24 protein-coding genes and 1 tRNA gene are annotated in these 20,825 nt (G+C 72.9%); 8 read left to right on the top strand and 17 right to left on the bottom strand.

The window, feature by feature from the left end:
• Positions 1-29 precede the first annotated feature (29 nt).
• Genes mshC through FBY23_RS14205 form a run of 4 tightly spaced genes read right to left on the bottom strand, consistent with a single transcriptional unit; the run spans position 30 to position 3,329 of the window.
• Entirely contained in the window at positions 30-1,265 is a 1,236-nt protein-coding gene (mshC, locus tag FBY23_RS14220) for a cysteine--1-D-myo-inosityl 2-amino-2-deoxy-alpha-D-glucopyranoside ligase (protein ID WP_141798738.1), read from the bottom strand.
• 22 nt (positions 1,266-1,287) lie between these two features.
• On the bottom strand, positions 1,288-2,028 hold the full coding sequence (locus FBY23_RS14215; protein ID WP_260805963.1) for an SCO1664 family protein: 741 nt from the start codon (positions 2,026-2,028) through the stop codon (positions 1,288-1,290).
• The gene (locus FBY23_RS14210; protein WP_141798737.1) at positions 2,025-2,591 is read right to left on the bottom strand and encodes a DUF3090 domain-containing protein; all 567 of its coding nucleotides are present in this window, start codon (positions 2,589-2,591) and stop codon (positions 2,025-2,027) included. The genes FBY23_RS14215 and FBY23_RS14210 overlap by 4 nt, the downstream gene beginning before the upstream one ends.
• A gap of 9 nt (positions 2,592-2,600) precedes the next feature.
• Positions 2,601-3,329: a histidine phosphatase family protein gene (locus FBY23_RS14205; RefSeq protein ID WP_141798736.1), complete on the bottom strand. Its 729-nt coding sequence runs from the start codon at positions 3,327-3,329 to the stop codon at positions 2,601-2,603.
• Positions 3,330-3,359: 30 nt separating this feature from the next.
• On the opposite strand from FBY23_RS14205, the gene corA reads away from it, so the two are divergent.
• Positions 3,360-4,340 (top strand): magnesium/cobalt transporter CorA, encoded by a 981-nt coding sequence (gene corA / locus FBY23_RS14200; RefSeq protein ID WP_141798735.1) that lies wholly within the window; start codon positions 3,360-3,362, stop codon positions 4,338-4,340.
• A gap of 102 nt (positions 4,341-4,442) precedes the next feature.
• Here the strand turns inward: corA and FBY23_RS14195 are convergent, their stop codons facing one another.
• The gene (locus FBY23_RS14195) at positions 4,443-5,285 is read right to left on the bottom strand and encodes an undecaprenyl-diphosphate phosphatase (protein ID WP_260805962.1); all 843 of its coding nucleotides are present in this window, start codon (positions 5,283-5,285) and stop codon (positions 4,443-4,445) included.
• 87 nt (positions 5,286-5,372) lie between these two features.
• On the opposite strand from FBY23_RS14195, the gene FBY23_RS14190 reads away from it, so the two are divergent.
• Both FBY23_RS14190 and FBY23_RS14185 read left to right on the top strand, forming a co-directional pair.
• Positions 5,373-6,326, top strand: a complete 954-nt coding sequence (locus FBY23_RS14190; RefSeq protein ID WP_141798733.1) for an aldo/keto reductase — start codon at positions 5,373-5,375, stop codon at positions 6,324-6,326.
• Complete coding sequence (locus FBY23_RS14185; protein ID WP_396954496.1) at positions 6,323-6,556, top strand: DUF5703 family protein; 234 nt, start codon at positions 6,323-6,325, stop codon at positions 6,554-6,556. The genes FBY23_RS14190 and FBY23_RS14185 overlap by 4 nt, the downstream gene beginning before the upstream one ends.
• Positions 6,557-6,570: 14 nt before the next feature.
• On the opposite strand, the gene FBY23_RS14180 is transcribed toward FBY23_RS14185, so the two are convergent.
• The 3 genes from FBY23_RS14180 to FBY23_RS14170 all read right to left on the bottom strand — a co-directional run bounded on the left by FBY23_RS14180 (position 6,571) and on the right by FBY23_RS14170 (position 9,778).
• A complete protein-coding gene (locus FBY23_RS14180; RefSeq protein ID WP_141798732.1) occupies positions 6,571-7,791 on the bottom strand; it encodes a methyl-accepting chemotaxis protein in 1,221 nt (406 codons plus the stop codon).
• Positions 7,788-8,342, bottom strand: a complete 555-nt coding sequence (locus FBY23_RS14175; protein ID WP_141798731.1) for a PAS domain-containing protein — start codon at positions 8,340-8,342, stop codon at positions 7,788-7,790. The genes FBY23_RS14180 and FBY23_RS14175 overlap by 4 nt, the downstream gene beginning before the upstream one ends.
• Positions 8,343-8,434: 92 nt before the next feature.
• Positions 8,435-9,778, bottom strand: a complete 1,344-nt coding sequence (locus FBY23_RS14170; RefSeq protein ID WP_141798730.1) for a M20/M25/M40 family metallo-hydrolase — start codon at positions 9,776-9,778, stop codon at positions 8,435-8,437.
• 40 nt (positions 9,779-9,818) lie between these two features.
• Here FBY23_RS14170 and FBY23_RS14165 point away from each other — a divergent pair, with 40 nt between their 5' ends.
• Entirely contained in the window at positions 9,819-10,514 is a 696-nt protein-coding gene (locus FBY23_RS14165) for a hypothetical protein (RefSeq protein ID WP_141798729.1), read from the top strand.
• On the opposite strand, the gene FBY23_RS14160 is transcribed toward FBY23_RS14165, so the two are convergent.
• The 4 genes from FBY23_RS14160 to FBY23_RS14145 are packed head-to-tail and all read right to left on the bottom strand — an operon-like array spanning position 10,477 to position 14,755.
• Complete coding sequence (locus FBY23_RS14160) at positions 10,477-10,986, bottom strand: aminoacyl-tRNA deacylase (protein WP_141798728.1); 510 nt, start codon at positions 10,984-10,986, stop codon at positions 10,477-10,479. The genes FBY23_RS14165 and FBY23_RS14160 overlap by 38 nt on opposite strands.
• Complete coding sequence (locus FBY23_RS14155; protein ID WP_141798727.1) at positions 10,983-11,603, bottom strand: LysE family translocator; 621 nt, start codon at positions 11,601-11,603, stop codon at positions 10,983-10,985. Before FBY23_RS14155 ends, FBY23_RS14160 begins: the two co-directional genes overlap by 4 nt.
• A 9-nt stretch (positions 11,604-11,612) precedes the next feature.
• A complete protein-coding gene (locus FBY23_RS14150; RefSeq protein WP_141798726.1) occupies positions 11,613-13,289 on the bottom strand; it encodes a GMC oxidoreductase in 1,677 nt (558 codons plus the stop codon).
• Complete coding sequence (locus FBY23_RS14145; RefSeq protein ID WP_141798725.1) at positions 13,286-14,755, bottom strand: NAD(P)/FAD-dependent oxidoreductase; 1,470 nt, start codon at positions 14,753-14,755, stop codon at positions 13,286-13,288. The genes FBY23_RS14150 and FBY23_RS14145 overlap by 4 nt, the downstream gene beginning before the upstream one ends.
• 70 nt (positions 14,756-14,825) lie before the next feature.
• On the opposite strand from FBY23_RS14145, the gene FBY23_RS14140 reads away from it, so the two are divergent.
• From FBY23_RS14140 to FBY23_RS14130, 3 genes are all read left to right on the top strand, one after another.
• The gene (locus FBY23_RS14140) at positions 14,826-15,797 is read left to right on the top strand and encodes an AraC family transcriptional regulator (RefSeq protein WP_141798724.1); all 972 of its coding nucleotides are present in this window, start codon (positions 14,826-14,828) and stop codon (positions 15,795-15,797) included.
• Positions 15,798-15,867: 70 nt separating this feature from the next.
• Positions 15,868-16,932: a serine/threonine-protein kinase gene (locus tag FBY23_RS14135; RefSeq protein ID WP_141798723.1), complete on the top strand. Its 1,065-nt coding sequence runs from the start codon at positions 15,868-15,870 to the stop codon at positions 16,930-16,932.
• Positions 16,929-17,534, top strand: coding sequence for a hypothetical protein (locus FBY23_RS14130; RefSeq protein ID WP_141798722.1), 606 nt, complete (start codon positions 16,929-16,931; stop codon positions 17,532-17,534). The genes FBY23_RS14135 and FBY23_RS14130 overlap by 4 nt, the downstream gene beginning before the upstream one ends.
• Positions 17,535-17,557: 23 nt before the next feature.
• Here the strand turns inward: FBY23_RS14130 and FBY23_RS14125 are convergent, their stop codons facing one another.
• The 5 genes from FBY23_RS14125 to FBY23_RS14105 all read right to left on the bottom strand — a co-directional run bounded on the left by FBY23_RS14125 (position 17,558) and on the right by FBY23_RS14105 (position 20,289).
• Positions 17,558-18,130 (bottom strand): DUF488 family protein, encoded by a 573-nt coding sequence (locus FBY23_RS14125; protein WP_141798721.1) that lies wholly within the window; start codon positions 18,128-18,130, stop codon positions 17,558-17,560.
• Positions 18,131-18,214: 84 nt separating this feature from the next.
• Positions 18,215-18,303: transfer RNA gene (locus tag FBY23_RS14120), tRNA-Leu, on the bottom strand.
• A 71-nt stretch (positions 18,304-18,374) separates the two neighbouring features.
• On the bottom strand, positions 18,375-19,004 hold the full coding sequence (locus tag FBY23_RS14115; protein ID WP_141798720.1) for a class I SAM-dependent methyltransferase: 630 nt from the start codon (positions 19,002-19,004) through the stop codon (positions 18,375-18,377).
• 3 nt (positions 19,005-19,007) lie between these two features.
• On the bottom strand, positions 19,008-19,256 hold the full coding sequence (locus FBY23_RS14110; protein ID WP_141798719.1) for a hypothetical protein: 249 nt from the start codon (positions 19,254-19,256) through the stop codon (positions 19,008-19,010).
• A gap of 88 nt (positions 19,257-19,344) precedes the next feature.
• A complete protein-coding gene (locus FBY23_RS14105; RefSeq protein ID WP_141798718.1) occupies positions 19,345-20,289 on the bottom strand; it encodes a helix-turn-helix domain-containing protein in 945 nt (314 codons plus the stop codon).
• Between the two features lie 108 nt (positions 20,290-20,397).
• Between FBY23_RS14105 and FBY23_RS14100 the strand changes: the two genes are divergently transcribed.
• Positions 20,398-20,766 carry a DUF4267 domain-containing protein gene (locus tag FBY23_RS14100; RefSeq protein ID WP_141798717.1) on the top strand — a complete coding sequence of 123 codons (369 nt, stop codon included), beginning with the start codon at positions 20,398-20,400 and terminating at the stop codon, positions 20,764-20,766.
• Positions 20,767-20,825 lie beyond the last annotated feature (59 nt).

Below are 20,825 nucleotides of genomic sequence, written 5' to 3'. Positions count from 1 at the left end.
CGACGACTGGTCTGACCAGCGGAGCAAGACTACAGGGCGAGCCCGAGCGCGGCGTCCAGCACCGGCAGCAGTACGACGGCCGCCTCGGCGTCGCTGGTGTCGGCGAGTCCGTCCGTGCCGAGCGTGGCGGCGACCCAGGCGTCGACGGCGGCGGTCGCCCGGGGCGCGTCGAGGTCGTCGGCGAGGGCGGCGAGGACCTCCTCGACGACCGGACCCGCCGGAGCACCGGCACCCAGGGCGAGCGCACGGCGCCAGGCGGCGACGTCGTCGACGGCCTGCCACAGGTGGGCGTCGGTCCACTCCCAGTCGGTGCGGTAGTGGTGGCGCAGCAGCGCGAGGCGGATGGCCATCGGGTCGATGTCGCTGTTGCGCAGCGCGGAGACGAAGACCAGGTTGCCGAGCGACTTGGACATCTTCTCGCCGTCGTAGGCGACCATCCCGGCGTGGCTGTAGACCTTGGCGAAGGGCTCACCGGTCGCGACCTGGACGTGGCCCGCGCACATCTCGTGGTGCGGGAAGACCAGGTCGCTGCCGCCGGCCTGGACCTCGAAGGCGCCGCCGAGGTGCTCGAGCGCGATCGCGGCGCACTCGATGTGCCAGCCGGGCCGGCCGCGGCCGAAGGGGCTCTCCCAGGCGGGCTCCCCCTCGCGCTCACCACGCCACACGACACAGTCGAGAGGGTCCTTCTTGCCGTCGCGGTCCGGGTCGCCGCCGCGCTCGGCGAAGAAGCGCAGCATCGTCTCGCGGTCGTAGTTGGACTCCTGGCCGAAGGCGGGGTCGGCGGCGACGGAGAAATAGAGGTCCTGGTCGACGCGGTAGATCGAGCCGGCGGCCTCGAGGCGCTCGATCAGCGCGATCACCAGCGGGATGGACTCGACGGCGCCGACGTACGCGACCGGCGGGAGGACGCGCAGCGCCTCCATGTCCTTGCGGAACAGCTCGGTCTCGCGCTCGGCGAGCTCGACCCAGTCGACCCCGACCTTGTCGGCGCGCTCGAGCAGCGGGTCATCGACGTCGGTGACGTTCTGCACGTAGGTGACGTCGTGGCCCGCCGTGCGCCAGGCACGGTTGAGCAGGTCGAAGGCGACGTAGGTGTTGGCGTGGCCGATGTGCGTGGCGTCGTACGGCGTGATCCCGCAGACGTAGAGGCGCGCGGCGCCGTCGGGACGGCTCTCGACCTTGCCGCCGGTGGCGGTGTCGTGGAGGACGACCTGGGGGCCGGTGACCGGGAGCACCGGGAGACCCGGGGCGTTCCATGCGCGCATGCCTTGATGTTAGGGGTTGCCTCTAGAACGGCGGCCACGGGATCGCCGGCCAGCTCCCCGAGGGCCCGGGCAGGACGCCGGCGGCCAGCAGTCGTTCGGTACGACGCTCCAGCGCGCGGATCTCGTGCTCCGCGAGGTGCGTCCCCAGCCGCTCGCCCAGCTCGCCGCGGACGGCGGCCAGGACCAGGGTGACGACCTCGGTCTCCTCCGCGGTCAGCGGCGAGCCGGCCCAACCCCACAGGACGGTGCGGAGCTTGGCCTCGTGGTGGAAGGCGACGCCGTGGTCGACGCCGTAGCGGTGGCCGCCGGTCATCGCGAGCACGTGGCCGCCCTTGCGGTCGGCGTTGTTGATCAGCACGTCGTAGACCGCGAGCCGCCGCAGCGCGAGCGAGTCCTCGTGGACCAGGGTGACCGGACGGTCGCGGTCGTCGAGTCCCTCGACCACCTCGAGCCAGCCGTCCGGAGCGGCCCCGGAGCGGACGAGCGTGACCGCCTCGTCGTCGGGGTCGACCTCCTGCCACTCCTGGACCATGCCGGGGCCGTGCGGTCCCTCGCCCCACCAGGTGCGCGGGACCAGGTCCCAGCCGGTCGCCTCGGAGACCAGGTAGGCGCCCACCTCGCGGTCGGCCAGGGTGCCGTCCGGGAAGTCCCACAGCGGCCGCTCCCCCGCGACCGGCTTGTAGACGACCTCGCGCCCGTCGAGCTCGGCCAGGAAGGTCGCGTTGGACGCCGGCATGATCCGGCCGCGGATCTCCAGGGTCACTGCTCAGCGGTGGGCTCGCGCCGCCTGAAGCCGTTGGCGCGCACACACAGGTGGCCGTCGGGGTCGATCGGCTGGCCGCAGAACGGGCAGGTCGGGCGCCCGGCCCCGACGACGTGCTCGGCGCGTCGTACGAACGCCCGGGCCTGCCCGGGCTCGAGGCGGACCAGGAGCAGCTCGGCGGGGTCCTCGCCGTCGGTGAGCTCCACCGGCTCCTCGCCGACCGGGAACACCTCGACCACGACCCGCTCGTCCTCGGGGTCCCACGACAGGGTCATGGTGCCGGCGCGGAACTCCTCCTCGATGGGCAGCTCGAGCGGCTGGTCGTCGGCCAGCCCGAACGGCGCCATCGCAGGCACGACGCCCTGGGTGCGCCCGTCGGCGATCACCTCGTCGAGCAGCTCGTCGATCCGCTCGGCCAGCGCGATGACCTGCTGCTTCTCCAGCGCCACCGAGACCAGCCGGGTGCCGGCGCGGGCCTGCAGGAAGAAGGTGCGGCTGCCGGGCTCGCCGACGGTGCCGGCGACGAAGCGCTCGGGCGGGTCGAATCCGTGGACGATCGGCATGCCCCGAGCCTAGTGGTCGACCGGGCCGGGTCCGGCGCCGCCGCCGACGACCGCGCCCGTGGCCTTCCCGCGACGCTTGCGGCCGGGCCTGGGCGCCAGCCAGGACAGGTCGCCGTCGTGGGTGTTGGTGGCGAGGACGTAGGGGCGGTCGGGTGCGTAACGGATGACCGACACCGAGGCCGGGTCGACGTTGATCCGCTGGAACAGGTCGAGGTGCATGCCGAGGGCGTCGGCGAGCACGGACTTGATGATGTCGCCGTGGCTGACGGCCACCCAGACCGCGTCGGCCCCGTGCTGCTCGGTGACGGCGGCGTCGAGGCGTCGTACGGCGGCCACCGCGCGGTGCTGCATCGCGACCATCGACTCGCCGCCGGGGAACACCGCCGCGGACGGCTGGCGCTGCACGGTCGTCCACAGCGGCTCGCGCAGCAGCTCCTTGATCGGCCGGCCCTGCCACTCGCCGTAGTCGCACTCGGCGAGCGCCTTCTCCGTGACCGCCCTCGTGGTGGCGTGGCCACTCGCGCGCTGCGCGTCGCCGATCGCCTTCGCGGTCTGCTTGCACCGCTCCTGCGGGCTGGTCACGAGTGCGACGACCGGGACCGAGCCGATCCGGGCGCCCGCCCGGGCCGCCTGCTCGGAGCCGAGGTCGTCGAGCCGGACGCCCGGCGTACGCCCGGCGAGGAGCCCGGACGCGTTCGCGGTGGTCCGGCCGTGCCGGACCAGCAGCAGTGTCGCCATGCCGGGGAGCCTAGCCACTAGCGTGGGAGCGTGATCGTCGACAGCGCTGTGTACCGGCACGGTGTCCGCGTCCCGGTGGACTGCCATCTCCACGACTACGCCGCGCTGCGCGCCGCGGCGAACGCCGAGCACGACTTCGTCTGGGTCGGGCTCTACGAGCCGAGCCACATCGAGCTCGGCGAGATCGCCAAGGCCTTCGACCTCCACCCGCTCGCGGTGGAGGACGCGGTGGTCGCGCATCAGCGGCCCAAGCTGGAGCGCTACGAGAACAACCTGTTCCTGGTCCTCAAGACGCTCTGGTACGTCGACGAGGACGACGCCGTCGAGACCGGCGAGATCAACGTGTTCATCGGCGCGGACTTCGTGATCACGGTCCGCCACGGCCGCGGCTCGGCGCTCAGCGACGCCCGGCACGACCTCGAGAAGAAGCAGGCCGTGCTCGACCACGGGCCGTCAGCGGTGATCTACGCCGTGTGCGACGCCGTCGTCGACGGCTACACCTCGGTGGTCGCCGAGCTGCAGACCGACGTCGACGAGGTCGAGGCCTCGGTCTTCTCCGACAGGCGCACCCAGGACGGCGACCGGATCTACGTGCTCAAGCGCGAGCTGTCCGAGGTACGCCGGGCGGTGCTCCCCCTGCGCGAGCCGATGCGTCGATTCGCCACCGGGACCGTCGACCTCGTCGAGGCCGAGGCGGCGCCGTTCTTCCGCGACGTCAGCGATCACCTCGCCCAGGCCGCCGAGGAGATCGACACCCTCGACTCGCTGCTGTCCTCCGCGTTCGACGCCCACGTGTCCCGCATCGCCATGCAGCAGAACGACGACATGCGCCGGATCTCGGCGGGCGCGGCGCTGGTCGTCGTACCGACGCTCATCGCCGGGGTCTACGGCATGAACTTCAGGCACATGCCCGAGCTGGCCTGGACCTTCGGCTACCCGTTCGCGCTGTTGCTGATGGCCTCGACGGTGGCCGGGCTGTGGGTCCTGTTCAAGAGGTCCGGCTGGTTCTGAGGCCGTAGGTTGTTGCGGTTTGGGACCAAACCGCAACAATTCAGGCCGTCGACCTGCGGTTTGGGACCAAACCGCAGGTGGTCAGACCAGTTGGCGCGCCCCTCAGGCCGTCAGCACCCCGGTGGCCAGCAGCACGAGGACGGCGGCGCCCAGCACGACCCGGTAGACCACGAACGGCGTGTACGACTTGGTGGTGACCCACTTCAGCAGCCACGCGATGGCGGCGTACCCGACGACGAACGAGATGACCGTCGCCACGATCGTCGGCCCCCAGCCGTAGCTGGCCTCCCCCGAGTGCGCGACGCCGACGTTCCCGATCTCCTTGAGCTCGAAGACGCCCGCGCCGACGACGGCGGGGATGGCGAGCAGGAATGCGAAGCGGGTCGCCGCCTCGCGCTCGTAGCCGAGGAAGCGACCCATCGAGAGGGTGGCGCCGGATCGGGAGACGCCCGGGATCAGGGCCAGCGCCTGGGCCCCACCCATGAGCGCCGCGTCGCGCAGCGACATCTGCTTGATCGCCTTCTCGTTCCTGCCGACCCGGTCGGCGAGGCCGAGGACCAGGCCGAGGACGATCAGGGTGCACCCGATGATCCACAGGTTGCGGAAGTCGCGCTCGATGACGTCCTTCAACAGCACGCCGAGGATCACGATCGGCAGCGAGCCGACGATGATGTACCAGCCCATCCGGGCATCCACGGCGCCGCGGTACTCCGGCTTGAAGAGCGACAGGACCCACGCCCTGGCGATGCGCCAGATGTCCTTGCGGAAGTACACGAGGACGGCGAGCTCGGTGCCGATCTGGATCACCGCGGTGAACGCCGCGCCGGGGTCGCCCCAGCCGAACAGCTCCGGGAAGATCCGCAGGTGCGCGCTGCTGGAGATCGGGAGGAACTCGGTCAGCCCCTGGAGCACGCCGAGGAACACTGCCTGCAGGAAGTCCGCCACGAGGGGCCATCCTAGGGAGTGCCTGGTCGGGTCCATCATCGGCGTGCCCGGCGCGCCGCGCTGCGCCGGCCGGATACGTTGTGCCCCATGCAGCAGCGGTACGTCGGCGCCAGCGGCCTCCAAGTGTCGCGCCTCGCCCTCGGCACGATGACGTGGGGCAAGGACACCGACGAGCACGAGGCACGCGACCAGCTGACCGCGTTCGTCGAGGCCGGCGGTACGACGATCGACACCGCCGCGGGCTACACCGACGGTCGCTCGGAGGCCCTGCTCGGGTCGCTGCTCGGCGACGTCGTGCGCCGCGACGAGGTCGTGCTCGCCACGAAGGCCGGCATCTGGCGGCGCGGCTCGGACCGGGTCACCGACACCTCGCGCGGCGCCATGCTCCGCGGCCTCGACACCTCGCTCAAGCGCCTCGGCACCGATCACGTCGACCTGTGGCAGGTCCACATCTGGAGCGACGACGTGCCGCTCGAGGAGACGCTGGGGGCGCTCGACCTCGCGGTGTCGAGCGGGCGGGCGACGTACGTCGGGATCTCGAACTTCAACGGTTGGCAGACCGCCCGGGCGGTGACCCTGCAGGAGGCCGCCGCGGGGCGGGCGCGGATCGCCTCGACCCAGATGGAGTACTCCCTGGTCAACCGGCGCGTCGAGCGGGAGGTGCTGCCCGCGGTCGAGGCACTCGGCCTGGGCTTGTTCCCGTGGTCGCCGCTGGGGCGCGGGGTGCTGACCGGCAAGTACCGCACGGGCACGCCGTCCGACTCCCGCGCCGCCTCACCCGTGTTCGCCGGTTTCGTCGACGCCTACCTCGACGACCACAGTCGCAGCATCGTCGAGGCCGTGGCCCGCGCTGCAGACGGTCTCGGCTGGACCCCGCTCGAGGTCGCCCTGGTCTGGGTGCGCGACTCCCCCGGCGTCACCGCGCCGGTCGTCGGCGCCCGGACCGCCGCCCAGCTCGCGGGGGCCCTCGGCTCGGAGGCGAAGGCCCTGCCTCCCGAGATCAGGGCCGCTCTCGACGACGTCTCCGGAGGTGCCGCATGAACGTCTCGCTGCTCCGTCCCGGCGTGATGCGCGGCCTGGGCCGCGGCGTGGAGTGGGAGTTCGAGCGGATCACCTTCGACCGCGCGTTCTCCCGCAACATGGTCGCCAAGCTGCTCGTCGAGCGCGCCGAGCACGGCGGCTGGGAGCTCGACCGGGTGCAGATCGGCCCGGACGGCCGGCGCCGCGTGGTGCTGCGGCGCAAGATCATCCGGGCCGTCCGCACGGCCTGACTTCCCCCGGCAGGTCAGCGGATCTGCTGGAGGAAGCCCGCCACGTGGGTGCGCAGGTCCGCCGAGAGGCGCGAGAGCTCCAGCGAGGCCCCGGTCATCTCGGTGGCGCCGGTGCTGGTCGCGATGGTCGCCTCCTCGATCGCGGTCACGTCCTCGTTGACCCCGGACACCGCGCCCGCGGCCTCGGAGGTCGTCCGGCTCAGCTCGGCCGCGGCGTGCCGCTGCTCGCCGACGGCGCCGGCGATGGTGGCGACGTTGTCCCCCATCCCGCGGACGGCGGCGCCGATCGTCTCGATCGCGGTCACCGCAGCCCCGGCGGCCGCCTGGATCGCGTGCACCTGCTGCTCGATCAGGCTGGTCGCGTCGGCGGTCTCGGACGCGAGCGTCTTGACCTCGGAGGCGACGACCGCGAAGCCCTTGCCGTACTCGCCCGCGCGGGCGGCCTCGATGGTCGCGTTGAGTGCCAGGAGCCGGGTCTGGCTGGCGACCTGGCTGATCACGCCGACCACGTCGCCGATCTCCTGCGAGGCCGTCGAGAGGCTCTGCACGGTCGTCATCACCTGCTCGGTCTCCTCGACCGCGCGGACACCGGCCACGTTGGACTGGCTGGCCTGCTCCTCGATCGCCCGCACCGTGCTCACGAGCTGCTCGACGGCGGCCGCGGCGACGGTGACGGCATCGGCGGCGGTGTGGGAGTTCTCGGAGACCTGGGCCGCGCGGACCGCCGTACCCTCGGCGTTGGCGGCCAGGGTGCGCGAGGACGCCTCCATCTCGGCGGCGGCCGCAGCCACCTGGTCGGAGAGGCCGAGCACGGCCTCCTCGAAGCCGTCCGCGAGCTCGAGGCGCTGCCGCTCCTGGGCGGCGAGCTGCTCGTTGGCCTCGGCCATCGCGCCGATCGCGGTGTTGATCGTGACGGCCCCGGCCTTGAACGAGCCGAGCATGCCGCGCACCAGGAACCGGCGGTAGAACCTGCCCTCCGCGGCGAACTCCAGGGACGCCGACGACTCCCGCACGTAGGCGTCGGTGCGGTCGAGCAGGTCGTTGACCGCGGACCGGGCGGCGACCAGCTCGGGGTCGTCGCCGAGGACCGGGACCCGCGGCTCGAGGTCCCCGGCGGCGGCCGAGCGGCACACGGCGGTGACGGCCGTGAGGGCGGCCCGGCAGCGCACGAGCTCCTCGCGCAGCGCGTCGACCTCCTCGTTGCCCACGCTCTCCGGGGCCAGGACGGCGGTCATGCGGCCACCGCCTGGACCGGGCCGTTGTTGAGGGACCAGACCCACTCGTCGTAGGACGCACCGGCCTCGGCGAGCTCCTGTTCGAGCAGGCGACAGCCCGCTTCGACGGCATCGCGGGCGTTCGGGTGGCGGCGCTCCTCGGTGACCAGGCGCTGGTAGAGCGCGGTCACCGCGGCCAGCGCGGTGGCGTCCGCCGTACGCCGGTTCGAGTGGTAGCCGACGATCGAGCCGGTCGCGTCGAAGGTCGGGGTGACGTGGGCGAGCACCCAGTAGTGGCTGCCGTCCGCACTGAGGTTCATGACGTAGGCGAAGATCTCCTGGCCGGCCGCGATCCGGTCCCACAGCAGCCAGAACACGCTCCGGGGCATGTCGGGGTGCCGGATGACGTTGTGCGGCTTGCCGACCAGCTCGGCCTCCGGGTAGCCGCTGATCTCCACGAACAGGTCGTTGACGTAGGTCAGCCGTCCCTGCCGGTCGGTCTTGGACACGATGATCTGGTCCGGGTGGAAGGTCTTCTCCACGCCGGTCGGCGCGATCGCGGTGCGAGCCACGGTGCCACTCCCCTCTCCCGTCCGCTCGGACGGCTCAGAGGGAGGATCGGCCGAGCCCGGGCGGGGTTGAGGCGGCTGAGCGAGTCTTTGCCTCAGGCCTGGTCGAGGAACCGGTCCATCACCCGCGCCCCGAACTCCAGCGCGTCGACCGGGACCCGCTCGTCCACGCCGTGGAAGAGGGCGGTGAAGTCGAGGTCGTCGGGGAGCCGCAGCGGGGCGAACCCGAAGGAGCGCATGCCGAGCTTGGAGAAGTGCTTGGCGTCGGTACCGCCGCTCATCAGGTACGGCGCCACCAGGGCCTCGGGGTCCTCCGCCAGCAGGCTGCGGGTCATCGCGTCGACCAGCTCGCCGTCGTACGGCGTCTCCCAGGGCGCCTGCCGCGAGACGAAGTCGATGTCGACGCCCTCGCCGGTCAGCTCGGCCAGGGTCGCGAAGAACTCGTCCTCGAAGCCCGGGAGGAAGCGGCCGTCGACGTGGGCGGTCGCGTCGGTGGGGATGACGTTGACCTTGTAGCCGGCCTCGAGCATGGTCGGGTTGGTCGAGTTGCGCAGCACCGCGCCGAGCATCCGCGCGGCGCCGCCGAACTCCTCGACCAACGCCGGCGCGTTCTCCGGCGTCGCCTCGACCCCGGCGAGCTCGCCGACCGTGGCGAGCAGGGTCTGCATGGTGGGCGTGAGCCGCACCGGCCAGTCGTGGGCGCCGATCCGCGCGACCGCGGAGGCGAGCCGGGTGACCGCGTTGTCGTCGTTCATCATCGAGCCGTGGCCGGCGCGGCCACGGGCGCTCAGGCGCATCCAGGCCATGCCCTTCTCGGCCGCCTCGATCAGGTAGAGGCGGCGGCCGCGAACCGTCGTACTGAACCCGCCGACCTCGCCGACCGCCTCGGTGCAGCCCTCGAACCACTCGGCGTGGTTCTCGACGAGCAGCTGGGCGCCCTCGTGGCCACCGGCCTCCTCGTCGGCGGTGAAGCAGAGCACCACCTCGCGCTCGGGTGCGCGTCCGGCGCGCTGGCGGGCGCGGACGACCGAGAGCAGCATCGCGTCGAAGTCCTTCATGTCGACCGCGCCGCGTCCCCAGACGTAGCCGTCGTGCACCTCGCCACTGAACGGGTGCACGGCCCAGTCCTCCGCCGCCGCGGGCACGACGTCCAGGTGGCCGTGCAGCAGCAGCGCGCCCCGCTCGGCCGTGGCCCGGGATCCGGCGCCGCCCCAGCGGGCCACGACGTTCGCGCGGCCCGGCTTCGTCTCGATCACCTCGGCGGCGATCCCGACCTCGTCGAGCAGCGCCGCGACGTGCTCGGCGGCCTTCCTCTCGCCGGTGCTCTCGCCACCGCCGTAGTTGGAGGTGTCGATCCGGATCAGGTCACGACACAGGTCGACGACCTCGGCGGCGACATCGTGCTCGGGCACCGGCGTGGGGGTCGTCGATTCGGCCATGCGGCCATCGTTGCACGCGCCTTCGCACTAGCGTTCTGCCGTGGCCCCTCGCAAGTGGAAGCAGTACCGCCCCGACGACACTCCCGACCCGGATGGTGCGCCCGCGCAGCCGCCCACGCACAAGCCGTACACGCCGCCGAAGCAGCCGAAGCGGGTCCGCAGCCTCGAGGAGCGGACGGTGCGCAAGCAGCGGATCCATCCCGTCGGGCTGCTGATCGCGGTCGGCGGGGTGGTCGTCGCGCTCGGTACGGCGGCGGTCTTCGCGATCGCGGGCAGCGAGGACGCCCCTGCCGCGGGCCGGCCGCAGACCGACAAGGGCTTCGACGCGCTGGTGGCCGCGTTGCAGGAGGAGCGCGGCTCGACCCTCGTGCGGCGCGCGGTCATCTACCCGGAGTACGCGAGCGTCGCGACGCCGTACAAGCCCGACGACCCGGCCGACGAGCGCCAGCTCGACTACTACTGGGACGGCGAGCTGAACGAGCCGTCGAAGACCACCGGCGACGAGGAGTCGTTCGACCTGGCCACGGTCGACAGCCTCGTCCTCGACGGCCTGTGCCCGCAGGTGCGGAAGCTGGTCGAGGACGCGACGAACTGCTACCTGATCATCGAGAAGCCGGATCCCGAGGACGAGACGCCGGCGTGGATCTCGGCATACGCGAGCAACGAGTTCAACCAGACCGCCTACGTGGAGTACGACCTCAGCGGGACCCAGGTCGAGGTCCACCCGGCGACGTGACGTCGGCGACGGTGGCGCCGAGCGCCGCCACGAGCGCGTCGCCGTCGACGGTGAGCGCGACGCCGTACCCGCCACCGCCGATCGACACCGGCCCGGTGACCCGGCTGTCGGCGATCACGGGCAGCGCGCTCAGCGCACCGAGGGGCGTGATCGTGCCGCGGACGTAGCCGGTGACCTCGCGGGCGGCGTCGGCCGAGGGCATCGAGAGCCGGCTGACGCCGAGCAGGGCGCGCAGCAGCGGCCAGGAGATCTCCCGGTCGCCGGGCACCAGCACGAACCGATGATCGCCCTCGGCCACCCGGACGACCATGGTCTTCACGATCTGGCGCGGCTCGATCCCGCGCACCGCGGCGGCCTCCTCCAGCGACCCCACCGGCCCGTGCCGGGTGACCTCGAACGCGAGGCCCAGCGCCTCGGCGGCCGCGATCGCGCGGCCGGACCGGTCGGTCCCTTCGGTGGCGGGGTCGCTCATGCCTCGACCGCCAGCGCCGTCGCGAACCCGAGCATCACGACGCCGGTCGCGCCGTCCACGCTGCGCCGGAAGGACGGCCGGGTGAGCGCGGAGGCGGCCTTGCCGGCGATCCACACCACGGCCAGCAGCACGATCGCGCCGATCACGACCAGCGTGAGCGCGTAGGCCAGCAGCACCGGGATGCCCTGGTCGGTGCCGACGAACTGCGGCAGCACCGCGAGGTTGAAGGCGAGCACCTTGGGGTTGGTGATGTTGCAGACGAAGCCCTGCCGGAACGCCGTACGGGCACGGACCACGCCCGTCCCCTCGCCCACCGACCACACGCTGCCGTCGCGACGCAGCGCGTCGCGCAGCGCATTGACGCCGAGCCACACCAGGTAGGCCACGCCGGCCCAGCGGACCGCGAGGAACACCGGCTCGGCGTGCGCCAGCACCGCCCCGAGCCCGGTCGCGGCGAGCACGCCCTGCAGCGCTCCTGCGGCGGTGATGCCCGTCGCGGTGGCGACGCCGCGGGCGCGGCCGCCGACGACGGTCGCCCGCAGGGTCAGGAAGGTGTCGGGACCGGGTGCGGTGGCCAGCAGGGCCGCGAACACCACGAAGGACAGGTACGCGCTCACGCAGCGATGCTAGGAGACCCGGTAGGCCGCCGGGGCGTCCGAGGGCACCTGCGGACGGTGCGGTGCGACCGGTTCGACCCGGCGGTACGACGATCCCGCCGCCGGCCGTGGGTCGGCCTCGCCCTTGTTCGGCCACATCGCGACGGCCCGCTCGGCCATGGCCGTGATGGTCAGGGACGGGTTGACACCGAGGTTGGCCGCGACGGTGGACCCGTCGATCACGTGGAGGCCGTCGTACCCGTGCACGCGGTGGTACGGGTCCACCACACCGCTCGTCGCGGACTCGCCGATCGGGCAGCCGCCGATGAGGTGGCCGGTCGCGGGGACGTTGACGAGGTCGGCCCAGGTGCCGCCCGGGATGCCGTCGACCTCCTCGGCGACCTTGCGTGCGACGTCGTGGCCCTGCGGGATCCAGACCGGGTTCGCGGCGCCGGTCCCCTGCCGGGTGGTGAGGGTCCGGCCCCACGCGCGACGGCGCAGGTACGTCGTCAGCGAGTTGTCGAGGCTCTGCATCACCAGCAGCACGATGGTCTGCTCGGACCAGCCGCGCGGGTCGTGCAGCCGGGGCAGGTCACGCCGCCGGCGCCACATCTCCCGCAGGCCGGCGAGGGCACGGTTGCGGCCGTCGGCGGGCACGTCGGTGAGCGTGGCCATCAGCAGCCCGAGCAGGTTGCTGCCCCGGCCGTAGCGGACCGGTTCGACGTGGGTGTGGTCGTCGACGTGCAGAGAGGACGTGATCGCCACGCCGCGCGAGTAGTCGACCTCGTCGCCGCGGGCCCGGACGCCGAGGATCGCCTCGGAGTTGGTGCGGGTGAGCTCGCCGAGACGCGGGGAGATCGCGGGCAGGCTGCCGCCGTCGCGGAGCCGGTGCAGCAGGCGCTGGGTCCCGAGCGATGCCGCGGCGAACACCACCTGGTCGGCGGTGAAGGTGCGCCGGCCGCGGCGCACCTTGCCCTCGGTGCGGCGGGTCGTGACGTCGTACCCACCACCCGGGCGCGGCCGGACATCGGTCACCGTCGTCATCGGGTGCACGACGGCGCCCGCGGCCTCGGCGAGGTGCAGGTAGTTCTTGACGGTCGTGTTCTTGGCGCCGACCCGGCAGCCCGTCATGCAGGCGCCGCAGTCGGTGCAGGTGGTGCGCTCGGGGCCGGCGCCGCCGAAGAACGGGTCGGCGACCCGCTCGCCCGGGCTCTCGCCGAAGAGCACGCCGACCGGCGTCGGCCGGAAGCTGTCGCCGACGCCGAGGTCCTGTGCGACGGCCTTCATCACCAGGTCGGAGGGCGAGCGCCGCGGGTACGGCGTCACGCCGAGCATCCGCCGCGCCTGGTCGTAGTACGGCGCCAGCTCGTCGGCCCAGTCCGTGATCCCGGCCCAGTGCGGGTCGTCGAAGAACGCGCGCGGCGGCTCGTAGAGCGTGTTCGCGTAGACCAGCGACCCGCCGCCGACCCCCGCCCCGGTGAGCACGAGGACGTCCTTGAGCAGTGTCATCCGGAGCAGGCCGTAGCAGCCGAGCGCCGGGTTGAACACGTAGTCGCGCACCTTCCACGAGGTGGTGGGGAGCTCGTCGTCGGAGAAGCGCCGGCCGGCCTCGAGCACGCCGACGCGGTAGCCCTTCTCGGCCAGGCGGAGCGCGGTGACGCTGCCGCCGAAGCCGGAGCCGACCACCACGACGTCGTAGTGGGTCATCGGGTCGCTCCTTCCTGGGCAGGGAGGTCGGCGCGGAAGTCGTCGGGGTCCAGGCGGGCGGTGCGCTGCTGGTACTCGCGCACCGTGCCGGGCCAGTTGGTCGTGATCCGGCCGCTCGGGTCGCGGTACCAGCTCGTGCACGAGCTCCACACGCTCTCGGCCAGCCGGCGCTGCACCTCGGTGTCGTACGCCGCCGCGCGGTCCTCCCGGACCTCGACCGGGCCGTGTCGCCCGAGGGAGGTGACCGCCTGCGCGACATACCCGGCCTGCGCCTCGAGCATCCCGATGATCGAGCTGCCGCCGAGGTTGGTGTTGGGGCCGTAGAGGACGAAGAAGCTGGGGAAGCCGGGGACGGTGATGCCGAGGTGGGCGCGGGCGCCGCCCTGCCATGCGTCGGCGAGCAGGCGGCCGCTCCGTCCGCGGATGTCCATGGGAGCCAGGAACTCGGTGGCCGCGAAGCCGGTGCCGAAGACGATGACGTCGGCCTCGTGCAGCCTGCCGTCGGCGGTCCTGATGCCGCGGGACTCGACGGCCTCGATCCGGTCGTCGACCACGTCCACGTGGGGGCGGGTGAGGGCTGGGTACCAGTCGTTGGAGAAGAGCAGCCGCTTGCAGCCCAGCGGGTAGTCCGGCATCAGCCGCGCCCGGAGGGCGGGGTCGCGCACCTGGCGGCGCAGGTGCAGCTGCCACGCCTTGTGCAGCACGCCGACCAGACGGCCGTCGGAGTCGAGGGTCCGGTTCAGCTGCTCGGACAGATGGAACACCCCCTGCCTGGTGAGGCGGTGCAGCCGCGGGTGCGCCGCGAACCGGTGCTGCTGCCGGGGCGAGTACGGACCGTCGGGCTTCGGGACGACGTACGGCGCCGAGCGCTGGAACACGCTCAGCGAGGCGACCCGGTCGACGATCGCGGGCACCACCTGGATCGCGCTCGCGCCGGTGCCGACGATCGCGACGCGCTGTCCGGTGAGGTCGACCCCGTGGTCCCAGGTCGCCGTGTGGAAGGACGGGCCCGTGAAGCTCCCGAGGCCCGGGAGGGCCGGGATCGAGGGACGCGAGAGCTGGCCGACCGCGGAGACGAGGACGTCGGCGCGCAGCTCCTCTCCACCGGCCAGGCGGACCGTCCACTGCCGCCCGACGTCGTCCCACGCCGCGCCGGTCACCTCCGCGCCGGTGCGGACCAGCTCGCGCAGGCCGCTCGCAACGGCGTGGGAACGGAGGTAGTCGAGGATCTCGGGCTGGCGGGCGTAGCGGTGCGACCAGTCGTGCTTGCGCGCGAAGGACCACGAGTAGAGCACCGACGGCACGTCGCACGCCGCCCCCGGGTAGGTGTTCTCCCGCCACACCCCACCGACGTCGTCGGCGCGCTCCAGGACCGTGACGTCGCTGACGCCCGCCTCGCGGAGGTGGTGGGCAGCGGCGAGACCGCCGAAGCCGGCGCCGATGACGATCACGGAGGGATGGGCCATGAGCCCACGCTAGGAACCGGAGGTGGACCGCTGCCAGCGACGTCCGGCCAGGAGATCCATAATTCCGGCCATGATCTCCACGTCCTTCGAGCCGGCCGCGGCCCGTGACTGGCAGTTCCCGCGTCACGTCGCCGGGACGGCACTGCTCGTGACGGTCGGCGCGGCGGCCGGCGCACCGGTGACGGCGCTGCTGCGCGGCAGCGGCCTGGGCGCGCGTGACGTCGCCGACCCGCAGCGCGAGGTGACCGCGGACCAGGAGCTCCGGGTGGTCCGCAACCTGCTCGCCGCCGCTCCTGGCGTGACCGGCGGGCAGGTCGGTGCGGCCTACCACGCCTCCACGTTCGGTCCGCTCGGCTTCGCCCTGCTGAGCAGCCCGACACTCGGGGACGCCGCCAACCTGGCGCTGCGCTTCATCGACCTCAGCTTCACGTTCACGATCCCGTCGGCGAGCGTCGAGGACGACGAGGTGGTCGTGCGCGTCGACCACCGTGGTGTCCCCGACGACGTCCGCCGGTTCCTGGTCGAGCGAGACCTGACCGCGATCTGGACGGTGCTGCGGGAGATCTGCGGCAACCCGCGAGGCCTCGTCGCCACCGGCGATCCGGCCGGCGGCGAGCTCCGCTTCGCGAGCACCTGGCTGGCCCACCCGCTCCCCCAGGCCAACACCCACGCCTGCGCACTCGCCGAGGCCCTGTGCCGCGACCTCGTCTCACCGCGTCGCGGCCGCGACGCCTTCACCGGGCAGGTCAGGATCCTCGTCGCCCAGCACCTCGAGGCGGGCGCCCCGATGGCCGACGTCGCCTCCGCCCTCGGGCTCAGCGAGCGCTCGTTGCGCCGCCGCCTGGCCGCCGCGGGGACGTCGTACCGCACCGTGCTCGACGACGTCCGCGCCGCGGCCGCCGAGGACCTGCTCGCCGACGGGCTGCTGCTGGACGAGGTCGCGCGGCGACTCGGGTACGCCGAGGCGTCGAGCCTGGTCGTGGCCCACCGGCGGTGGACCGGCCGCACACCGCGCCGTCAGGCGTCGAGCGCACGCAGGTAGCCGCCTCGTCCCTTCCGGCCCCGCCCGGGTTCGCGATACTGATGCGATCGGCCACGGGTACTGCCTGAGCATGGGTATCGAGTCGGCCACCGTCCTCGACGACCGCTACCGGCTGCTCGACGAGCTGGGCCACGGCGGGATGTCCGACGTCTTCCGCGCCTTCGACGACGTGTTGAAGCGCGAGGTGGCCGTGAAGGTCCTGCGCGAGGTCGAGGATCCCGTGCTCCGGGCACGGTTCGTCGCCGAGGCCCAGCTGCTCGCAGGACTCAACCACCCCGGACTGGTCACGCTGCTCGATGCCGGCATCCGGTCCGACCGGCCCTATCTCGTGATGACTCTGGCCGAAGGGCCGACCCTCGCCGGCCAGCTCAGCGCGGGAGCCCTGCCGCCGAGGACGGTCGCTGAGATCGGGACACAGCTCGCCGCAGCGCTCGCCTACGCCCATGAGCAGGGGGTCACGCATCGCGACGTCAAGCCGAGCAATGTGCTGCTGTGTGCCGACTCGCGGGCGCTGCTGGCCGACTTCGGGATCGCACGCCTCGCCGGCGACCTCGAGCAGCACACCCGGTCCGGCGAGACGGTCGGCTCTCCGGCCTACCTCGCGCCCGAGCAGGCCGCGGGCGAGGCCATCACTCCGGCGGCGGACGTCTACTCCCTGGGCCTCGTGCTGCTCGAAGCACTCACCGGGGAACGGGCGTTCCCAGGTCCGCCGCTCGAGTCAGCCGTACGCCGGCTCTGCACCCAGCCGGCGCTCCCGGCGTCGCTACCACGCGCCTGGCGGGACCTGCTACAGGCGATGACCGCCCGTGACCCCGACGCCAGGCCGACCGCCGAGGACGTCGCCTCGGCGCTGGCCGCGGTCGCGAACGACCTGGTGCCGCCCGCCCCTGAACCGAGCGAGAGCACCCAGCCGATGGCCGTGCCGCGTCCCGGCGAGCCCGCGTCCCGCCACCGACGCCGCTCGCTCCTGGCTGCCGCGCTGCTGGTCGCGTTGGCCCTCACCGCCCTGGTGCTCGTCGTGACGTCGCGCGACCCAGCGCCCACCGACGGCCGCACGGACGTTCCCGCGGGCGTTCCGGAGCAGTATCAGGCACCCTTGCAGGACCTCCACGACGCCATCGAGGAGCCGCAGTGAGCCGGCGCATCCGAGTCGCGCTCGCCGCCGCCGCCCTCGTCCTCCTGCCTGCACTCGGCGTCGCGGGCTGCGGGGCGGCGGAGCGGACCTCTGCCGCGGACGACGTGCCTGCGCTCCGCGCGTCGCTGAGCAAGGTCGATCACGCGATGGCCGCGCGGCACTACCCGGCGGCACAGGAGGCGCTGCTCCAGCTCATCGCCGAGGTCCGGCGCGCACGCGCTGCCGGGGACCTCGACGCGGCAGCGGCGAGGGACATCCTCGCCGCGGCGCGTGCGCTGCTGGCGGGCCTGGGCGTCGACGCCCCGGCTGCTGACCCTCCGACACCCGCGGTCGGTGAGAGTCCGGGGAACGACGCGACTCCCCGCCCGACCAGGACCCCGCGCAGCGAGTCGTCGCCCGGACCCATCCCGACACCGACCTCGACACCGACCTCGACACCGACTCCCGGTCCGCTGCCGTCAGAAGCGCCCACGTCGGCGTCCTCGGACCCGGCAGGTCCCGGGGCCCCCGCGTCGAGCCCGGGGGCCGACGGCACGACGCCCTCCCCGTCCGGGGCCGCCACGCAGGCCGCCACGGCCAGTACCACGGCGAACGCACCGTGACCGAGTGCGCGCCGCGGGTGTGACTACGCGGCGGGATAGGTCACCGTACGGTCGGGGCCCACCTCCGGCTCCGCACCCCACCGGCCCAGCACGTGACGTCGTGGCGCCTGGCCGACGCTGAGGTGCCACACCGTCCAGCCGCGTGCGACGACGTCGTTCGCGATGAGCAGCCGGTGACAGCGCCACGGCATCGGCTCCCCGCAGAGCAGGACCGCGTTCCGGGCACGCGCCAGCTCCTCGAGCTCCGCGCGTCCCTGTGCGTAGGGTGCGGTGAGCGTGTAGTCGGCGTAGTTGTGGAAGCTCTGGTTGCGCCACCCGGCGTTGAGGGCCGGATCGACGTCCTGGCGCCGGCGGCGCCCGGCCAGCTCAGGCACCCGGAGGTAGTCGATGCCGGCCTCGCCCAGCCACCCCGGCATCGCGTCACCGTCGAACTGCGGACTCCGACGGGACCCCGGCAAGGCTCGAACGTCGACCACCAGGTCCACCTGCTCCGCGAGCAGCGGTTCGAGGAACGCCGCTTCCGGACACGTCCAGTGTCCGATCGTCCACAGCGTCTCGCCGGTCGTCGCCGGCGTCCCTGGCCCGTGGTCACCCATCAGACCGGTCTACACCACCGGTGGTCGGCCGGTCGGCGCGATGCGTGAAATGCAGAACGGCGGCCCTGGGGCCGCCGTTCTGTCTGGTGTCCGAGGGGGGACTTGAACCCCCACGCCCTAATACGGGCACTAGCACCTCAAGCTAGCGCGTCTGCCAATTCCGCCACCCGGACGAGTGCTGGGAAACCGTAGCAAAGGCTGCGCGCAGACACGGAATCGGCACCCCTTTTTCCGCTACGTGGGCTCACTGCGGGCGGACGAGCTGCACGACCAGGCCGCGGCCCGGCTCCGCCTCGCTGGCGACCACGGTGAGGGTGTCGGGGAGCTCGGCGCCGAGTGCCTCGGCCTCGGCGTACGAGCCGAGCTGGAGCAGGGCGGCTCCGTCGGGATGGAGATGGCGCTCGATCAGCCGCACGCAGTCTCGTGCCCGGTCCAGCCCGTCGGCACCGCCGTCGATCGCCAGGACCGGGTCCGCGGGGAAGCACCCGACGAGCTCGCTGCGCACCCAGGGCGGGTCGGCGACGACCAGCGCGAACACCTCGTCGGAGCTGAACTCCTCCAGCGACACGGTGCGCACGTCGACCAGCGCCGCGCGGCCCGCCGACTCCGCGTTGAGGCGGGCGTAGGCACAGGCCACCGGGTCCACGTCCACGCACACGAGGCGGCGGTCGGTGCCGTGCACGGCCAGCAGGCCGAGGTGGCCCACGCCGCTGCAGAGCTCGAGCACGGGTCCGGGTAGTACGACGGACAGCAGGTCGTGGGCCCACAGCGCCTGGGTCTGCGTCCATGCCCGCGGCGCCAGCACCCGCTCGTCGTAGCTGATCGTCAGGGAGCCGAAGGGAACGCTGCGGCCCCCCGTGGGGCGGCGGGTCACCGGTCAGCCGACCGTCTTGCCGTCGGGACACTCCCGGCAGGCCCACCACTGCACGAGGACCGAGCCGTCCGGAGCGAGCGTGACCGGCCCCCGGACGTGCTCGGTGGTCGTGCCGCAGGACAGGCACTCCAGACGCCGCACCTGCTGTGGACTGCCGGCCGTCCGGCCGTGGGGGACGAGACGCGCGGCGACCACGCGGGGGTCCGGCGCCGGCGCAGCACTCCCGCAGCCGCTCGAGGGGGATTGCTGCATCCCTCCACGCTAGGCACCGGCTGGTCCGTCCGATATCCGCTGCGCGCCAGTCTCCGTGGCCGTCCAGCGAACCCGGGCACGGAGCTGGTCACCCCCGGCGACGCGTGGCGCCGGGCGTCTCGTCGTACGCACGCCGGTAGGCCTGCCCGAACCTGCCCTGGTGCGTGAACCCCCACCGCAGCGCGATGTCCGTCACGCTCGCGCCGTCACCCGAACCCGCGGCGGCGAGGTCGCGGTGCGCCCGGGCGAGGCGGACGTCGCGCAGGTACGTCATCGGCGTGGTGTCCAGGTGACGCCGGAAGGCCAGCTGCAGCGACCGGACGCTCACGTGGGCGGCCGCCGCGATCTCGACCGGAGAGAGGTCGAGATCGGCGTTCGCGTCGATGAAGGCGATCGCCCGGCGTACGGCGGCCGGGTGGGCGTCGCGACTGTCGGCGAGGCTCGGACCGGCGACCGAGGTGTTCGAGAACGCCTCGAGCAGCTGGGCCGCGAGGTAGCGCGTCGCCGTCCCGAGCACCAGCGGGCTGGCCACTGCGTCCGGGTCGGACAGTACGACGTTGTCGAGGTGGTCGATGGCGGCCCGGACCCGACGTGCCGCGGCCGCGTCGACCGGACGGTGGCCGGTGAGCTCGACCGTGTCGTGACCGGGCGCCGGGGAGGCCACCTGGGCCAGGACCGACGGGTCGAGCATGGTCACCGTGTAGCTCGCCCGGTTGATCGTGCCGCCGTAGGCGCGCTGCGGTGGCGCGAGCGAGAACAGCTCGCCGGCGCCGAAGCTCTCGGCCGTCGTGCGCTCCGGTCCGTGGTCCTCGACGGTGCCGGACGCGACGTCGCACAGGCTGATCATCTGCAGCGGCTCGACCTCGTAGGACATGACGAACCCGAGGTCGACGCGGTCCACGCTGATCGCTGGAGCGGCGGCCCGCGCGATCCGGGTCGACGCGGTGGTCGTGGTGCTCCCGATCCGCATGGGCGCGTAGTTCTCGCTCAGGAACTGCTCGGTCTCCTCGAGACCGTCACTCTCGAACAACATCGTCGCCGCGCCTCCTGCACACTTCTCCACGGACCCTAGTACCCGCTACGGACAGTCATGACCTCCCAGGTCATGGGCAGCGGCCGCGACCGGTCGGACGATGGCCGCATGAAATCGAGCCTGGACGTCCTGGCGTGGGGGCGAATCGGACTGGGGGCGGCGGCGCTCGCCGCACCCGGCACGACCAGCCGCACCTTCGGGATCGCGCCGACCCCGGAGGTGGCGTACCTGACCCGGATCTACGGTGCCCGCGCGATCGCCCTCGGGGCGGCGTACCTCCTCGGCGGAAGGGCTGAGCGCGACCGCCTCCACCTGCTGGGGCTCGGCATCGACGTGTCCGACACGGTGACCGGCCTGGGGCACCTGGTACGACGCGACAGCAGCCCGCGCGCGATGGTGCTGGTGACGGCGCTGACCGGGAGCTACGCGGCGGTCGGAGCGGTGCGCGCGCCGGGCCGACACGCCCGGCGCCCTTGAACGAGGTGCGGGCACCTGCAACGGTGGGAAAGGTCTCTGACCTCGAACCGAGAAGGCAA

It is taken from the genome of Nocardioides sp. SLBN-35 (assembly GCF_006715725.1).
GTDB lineage: Bacteria > Actinomycetota > Actinomycetes > Propionibacteriales > Nocardioidaceae > Nocardioides.
This window is presented reverse-complemented; position numbering and strand designations above follow the sequence as displayed.

Excerpts from the sequence above, each read along its gene's own strand:
- FBY23_RS14145 (WP_141798725.1), bottom strand. The coding sequence starts at position 14,755 with ATGGCCCATCCCTCCGTGATCGTCATCGGCGCCGGCTTCGGCGGTCTC.
- mshC (WP_141798738.1), bottom strand. The coding sequence starts at position 1,265 with ATGCGCGCATGGAACGCCCCGGGTCTCCCGGTGCTCCCGGTCACCGGC.
- FBY23_RS14180 (WP_141798732.1), bottom strand. The coding sequence starts at position 7,791 with ATGACCGCCGTCCTGGCCCCGGAGAGCGTGGGCAACGAGGAGGTCGAC.
- FBY23_RS14125 (WP_141798721.1), bottom strand. The coding sequence starts at position 18,130 with ATGGGTGACCACGGGCCAGGGACGCCGGCGACGACCGGCGAGACGCTG.
- FBY23_RS14150 (WP_141798726.1), bottom strand. The coding sequence starts at position 13,289 with ATGACCCACTACGACGTCGTGGTGGTCGGCTCCGGCTTCGGCGGCAGC.
- FBY23_RS14105 (WP_141798718.1), bottom strand. The coding sequence starts at position 20,289 with ATGTTGTTCGAGAGTGACGGTCTCGAGGAGACCGAGCAGTTCCTGAGC.
- FBY23_RS14170 (WP_141798730.1), bottom strand. The coding sequence starts at position 9,778 with ATGGCCGAATCGACGACCCCCACGCCGGTGCCCGAGCACGATGTCGCC.
- FBY23_RS14190 (WP_141798733.1), top strand. The coding sequence starts at position 5,373 with ATGCAGCAGCGGTACGTCGGCGCCAGCGGCCTCCAAGTGTCGCGCCTC.
- FBY23_RS14100 (WP_141798717.1), top strand. The coding sequence starts at position 20,398 with ATGAAATCGAGCCTGGACGTCCTGGCGTGGGGGCGAATCGGACTGGGG.
- FBY23_RS14160 (WP_141798728.1), bottom strand. The coding sequence starts at position 10,986 with ATGAGCGACCCCGCCACCGAAGGGACCGACCGGTCCGGCCGCGCGATC.
- FBY23_RS14110 (WP_141798719.1), bottom strand. The coding sequence starts at position 19,256 with ATGCAGCAATCCCCCTCGAGCGGCTGCGGGAGTGCTGCGCCGGCGCCG.
- FBY23_RS14140 (WP_141798724.1), top strand. The coding sequence starts at position 14,826 with ATGATCTCCACGTCCTTCGAGCCGGCCGCGGCCCGTGACTGGCAGTTC.
- FBY23_RS14210 (WP_141798737.1), bottom strand. The coding sequence starts at position 2,591 with ATGCCGATCGTCCACGGATTCGACCCGCCCGAGCGCTTCGTCGCCGGC.
- FBY23_RS14205 (WP_141798736.1), bottom strand. The coding sequence starts at position 3,329 with ATGGCGACACTGCTGCTGGTCCGGCACGGCCGGACCACCGCGAACGCG.
- FBY23_RS14135 (WP_141798723.1), top strand. The coding sequence starts at position 15,868 with ATGGGTATCGAGTCGGCCACCGTCCTCGACGACCGCTACCGGCTGCTC.
- FBY23_RS14185 (WP_396954496.1), top strand. The coding sequence starts at position 6,323 with ATGAACGTCTCGCTGCTCCGTCCCGGCGTGATGCGCGGCCTGGGCCGC.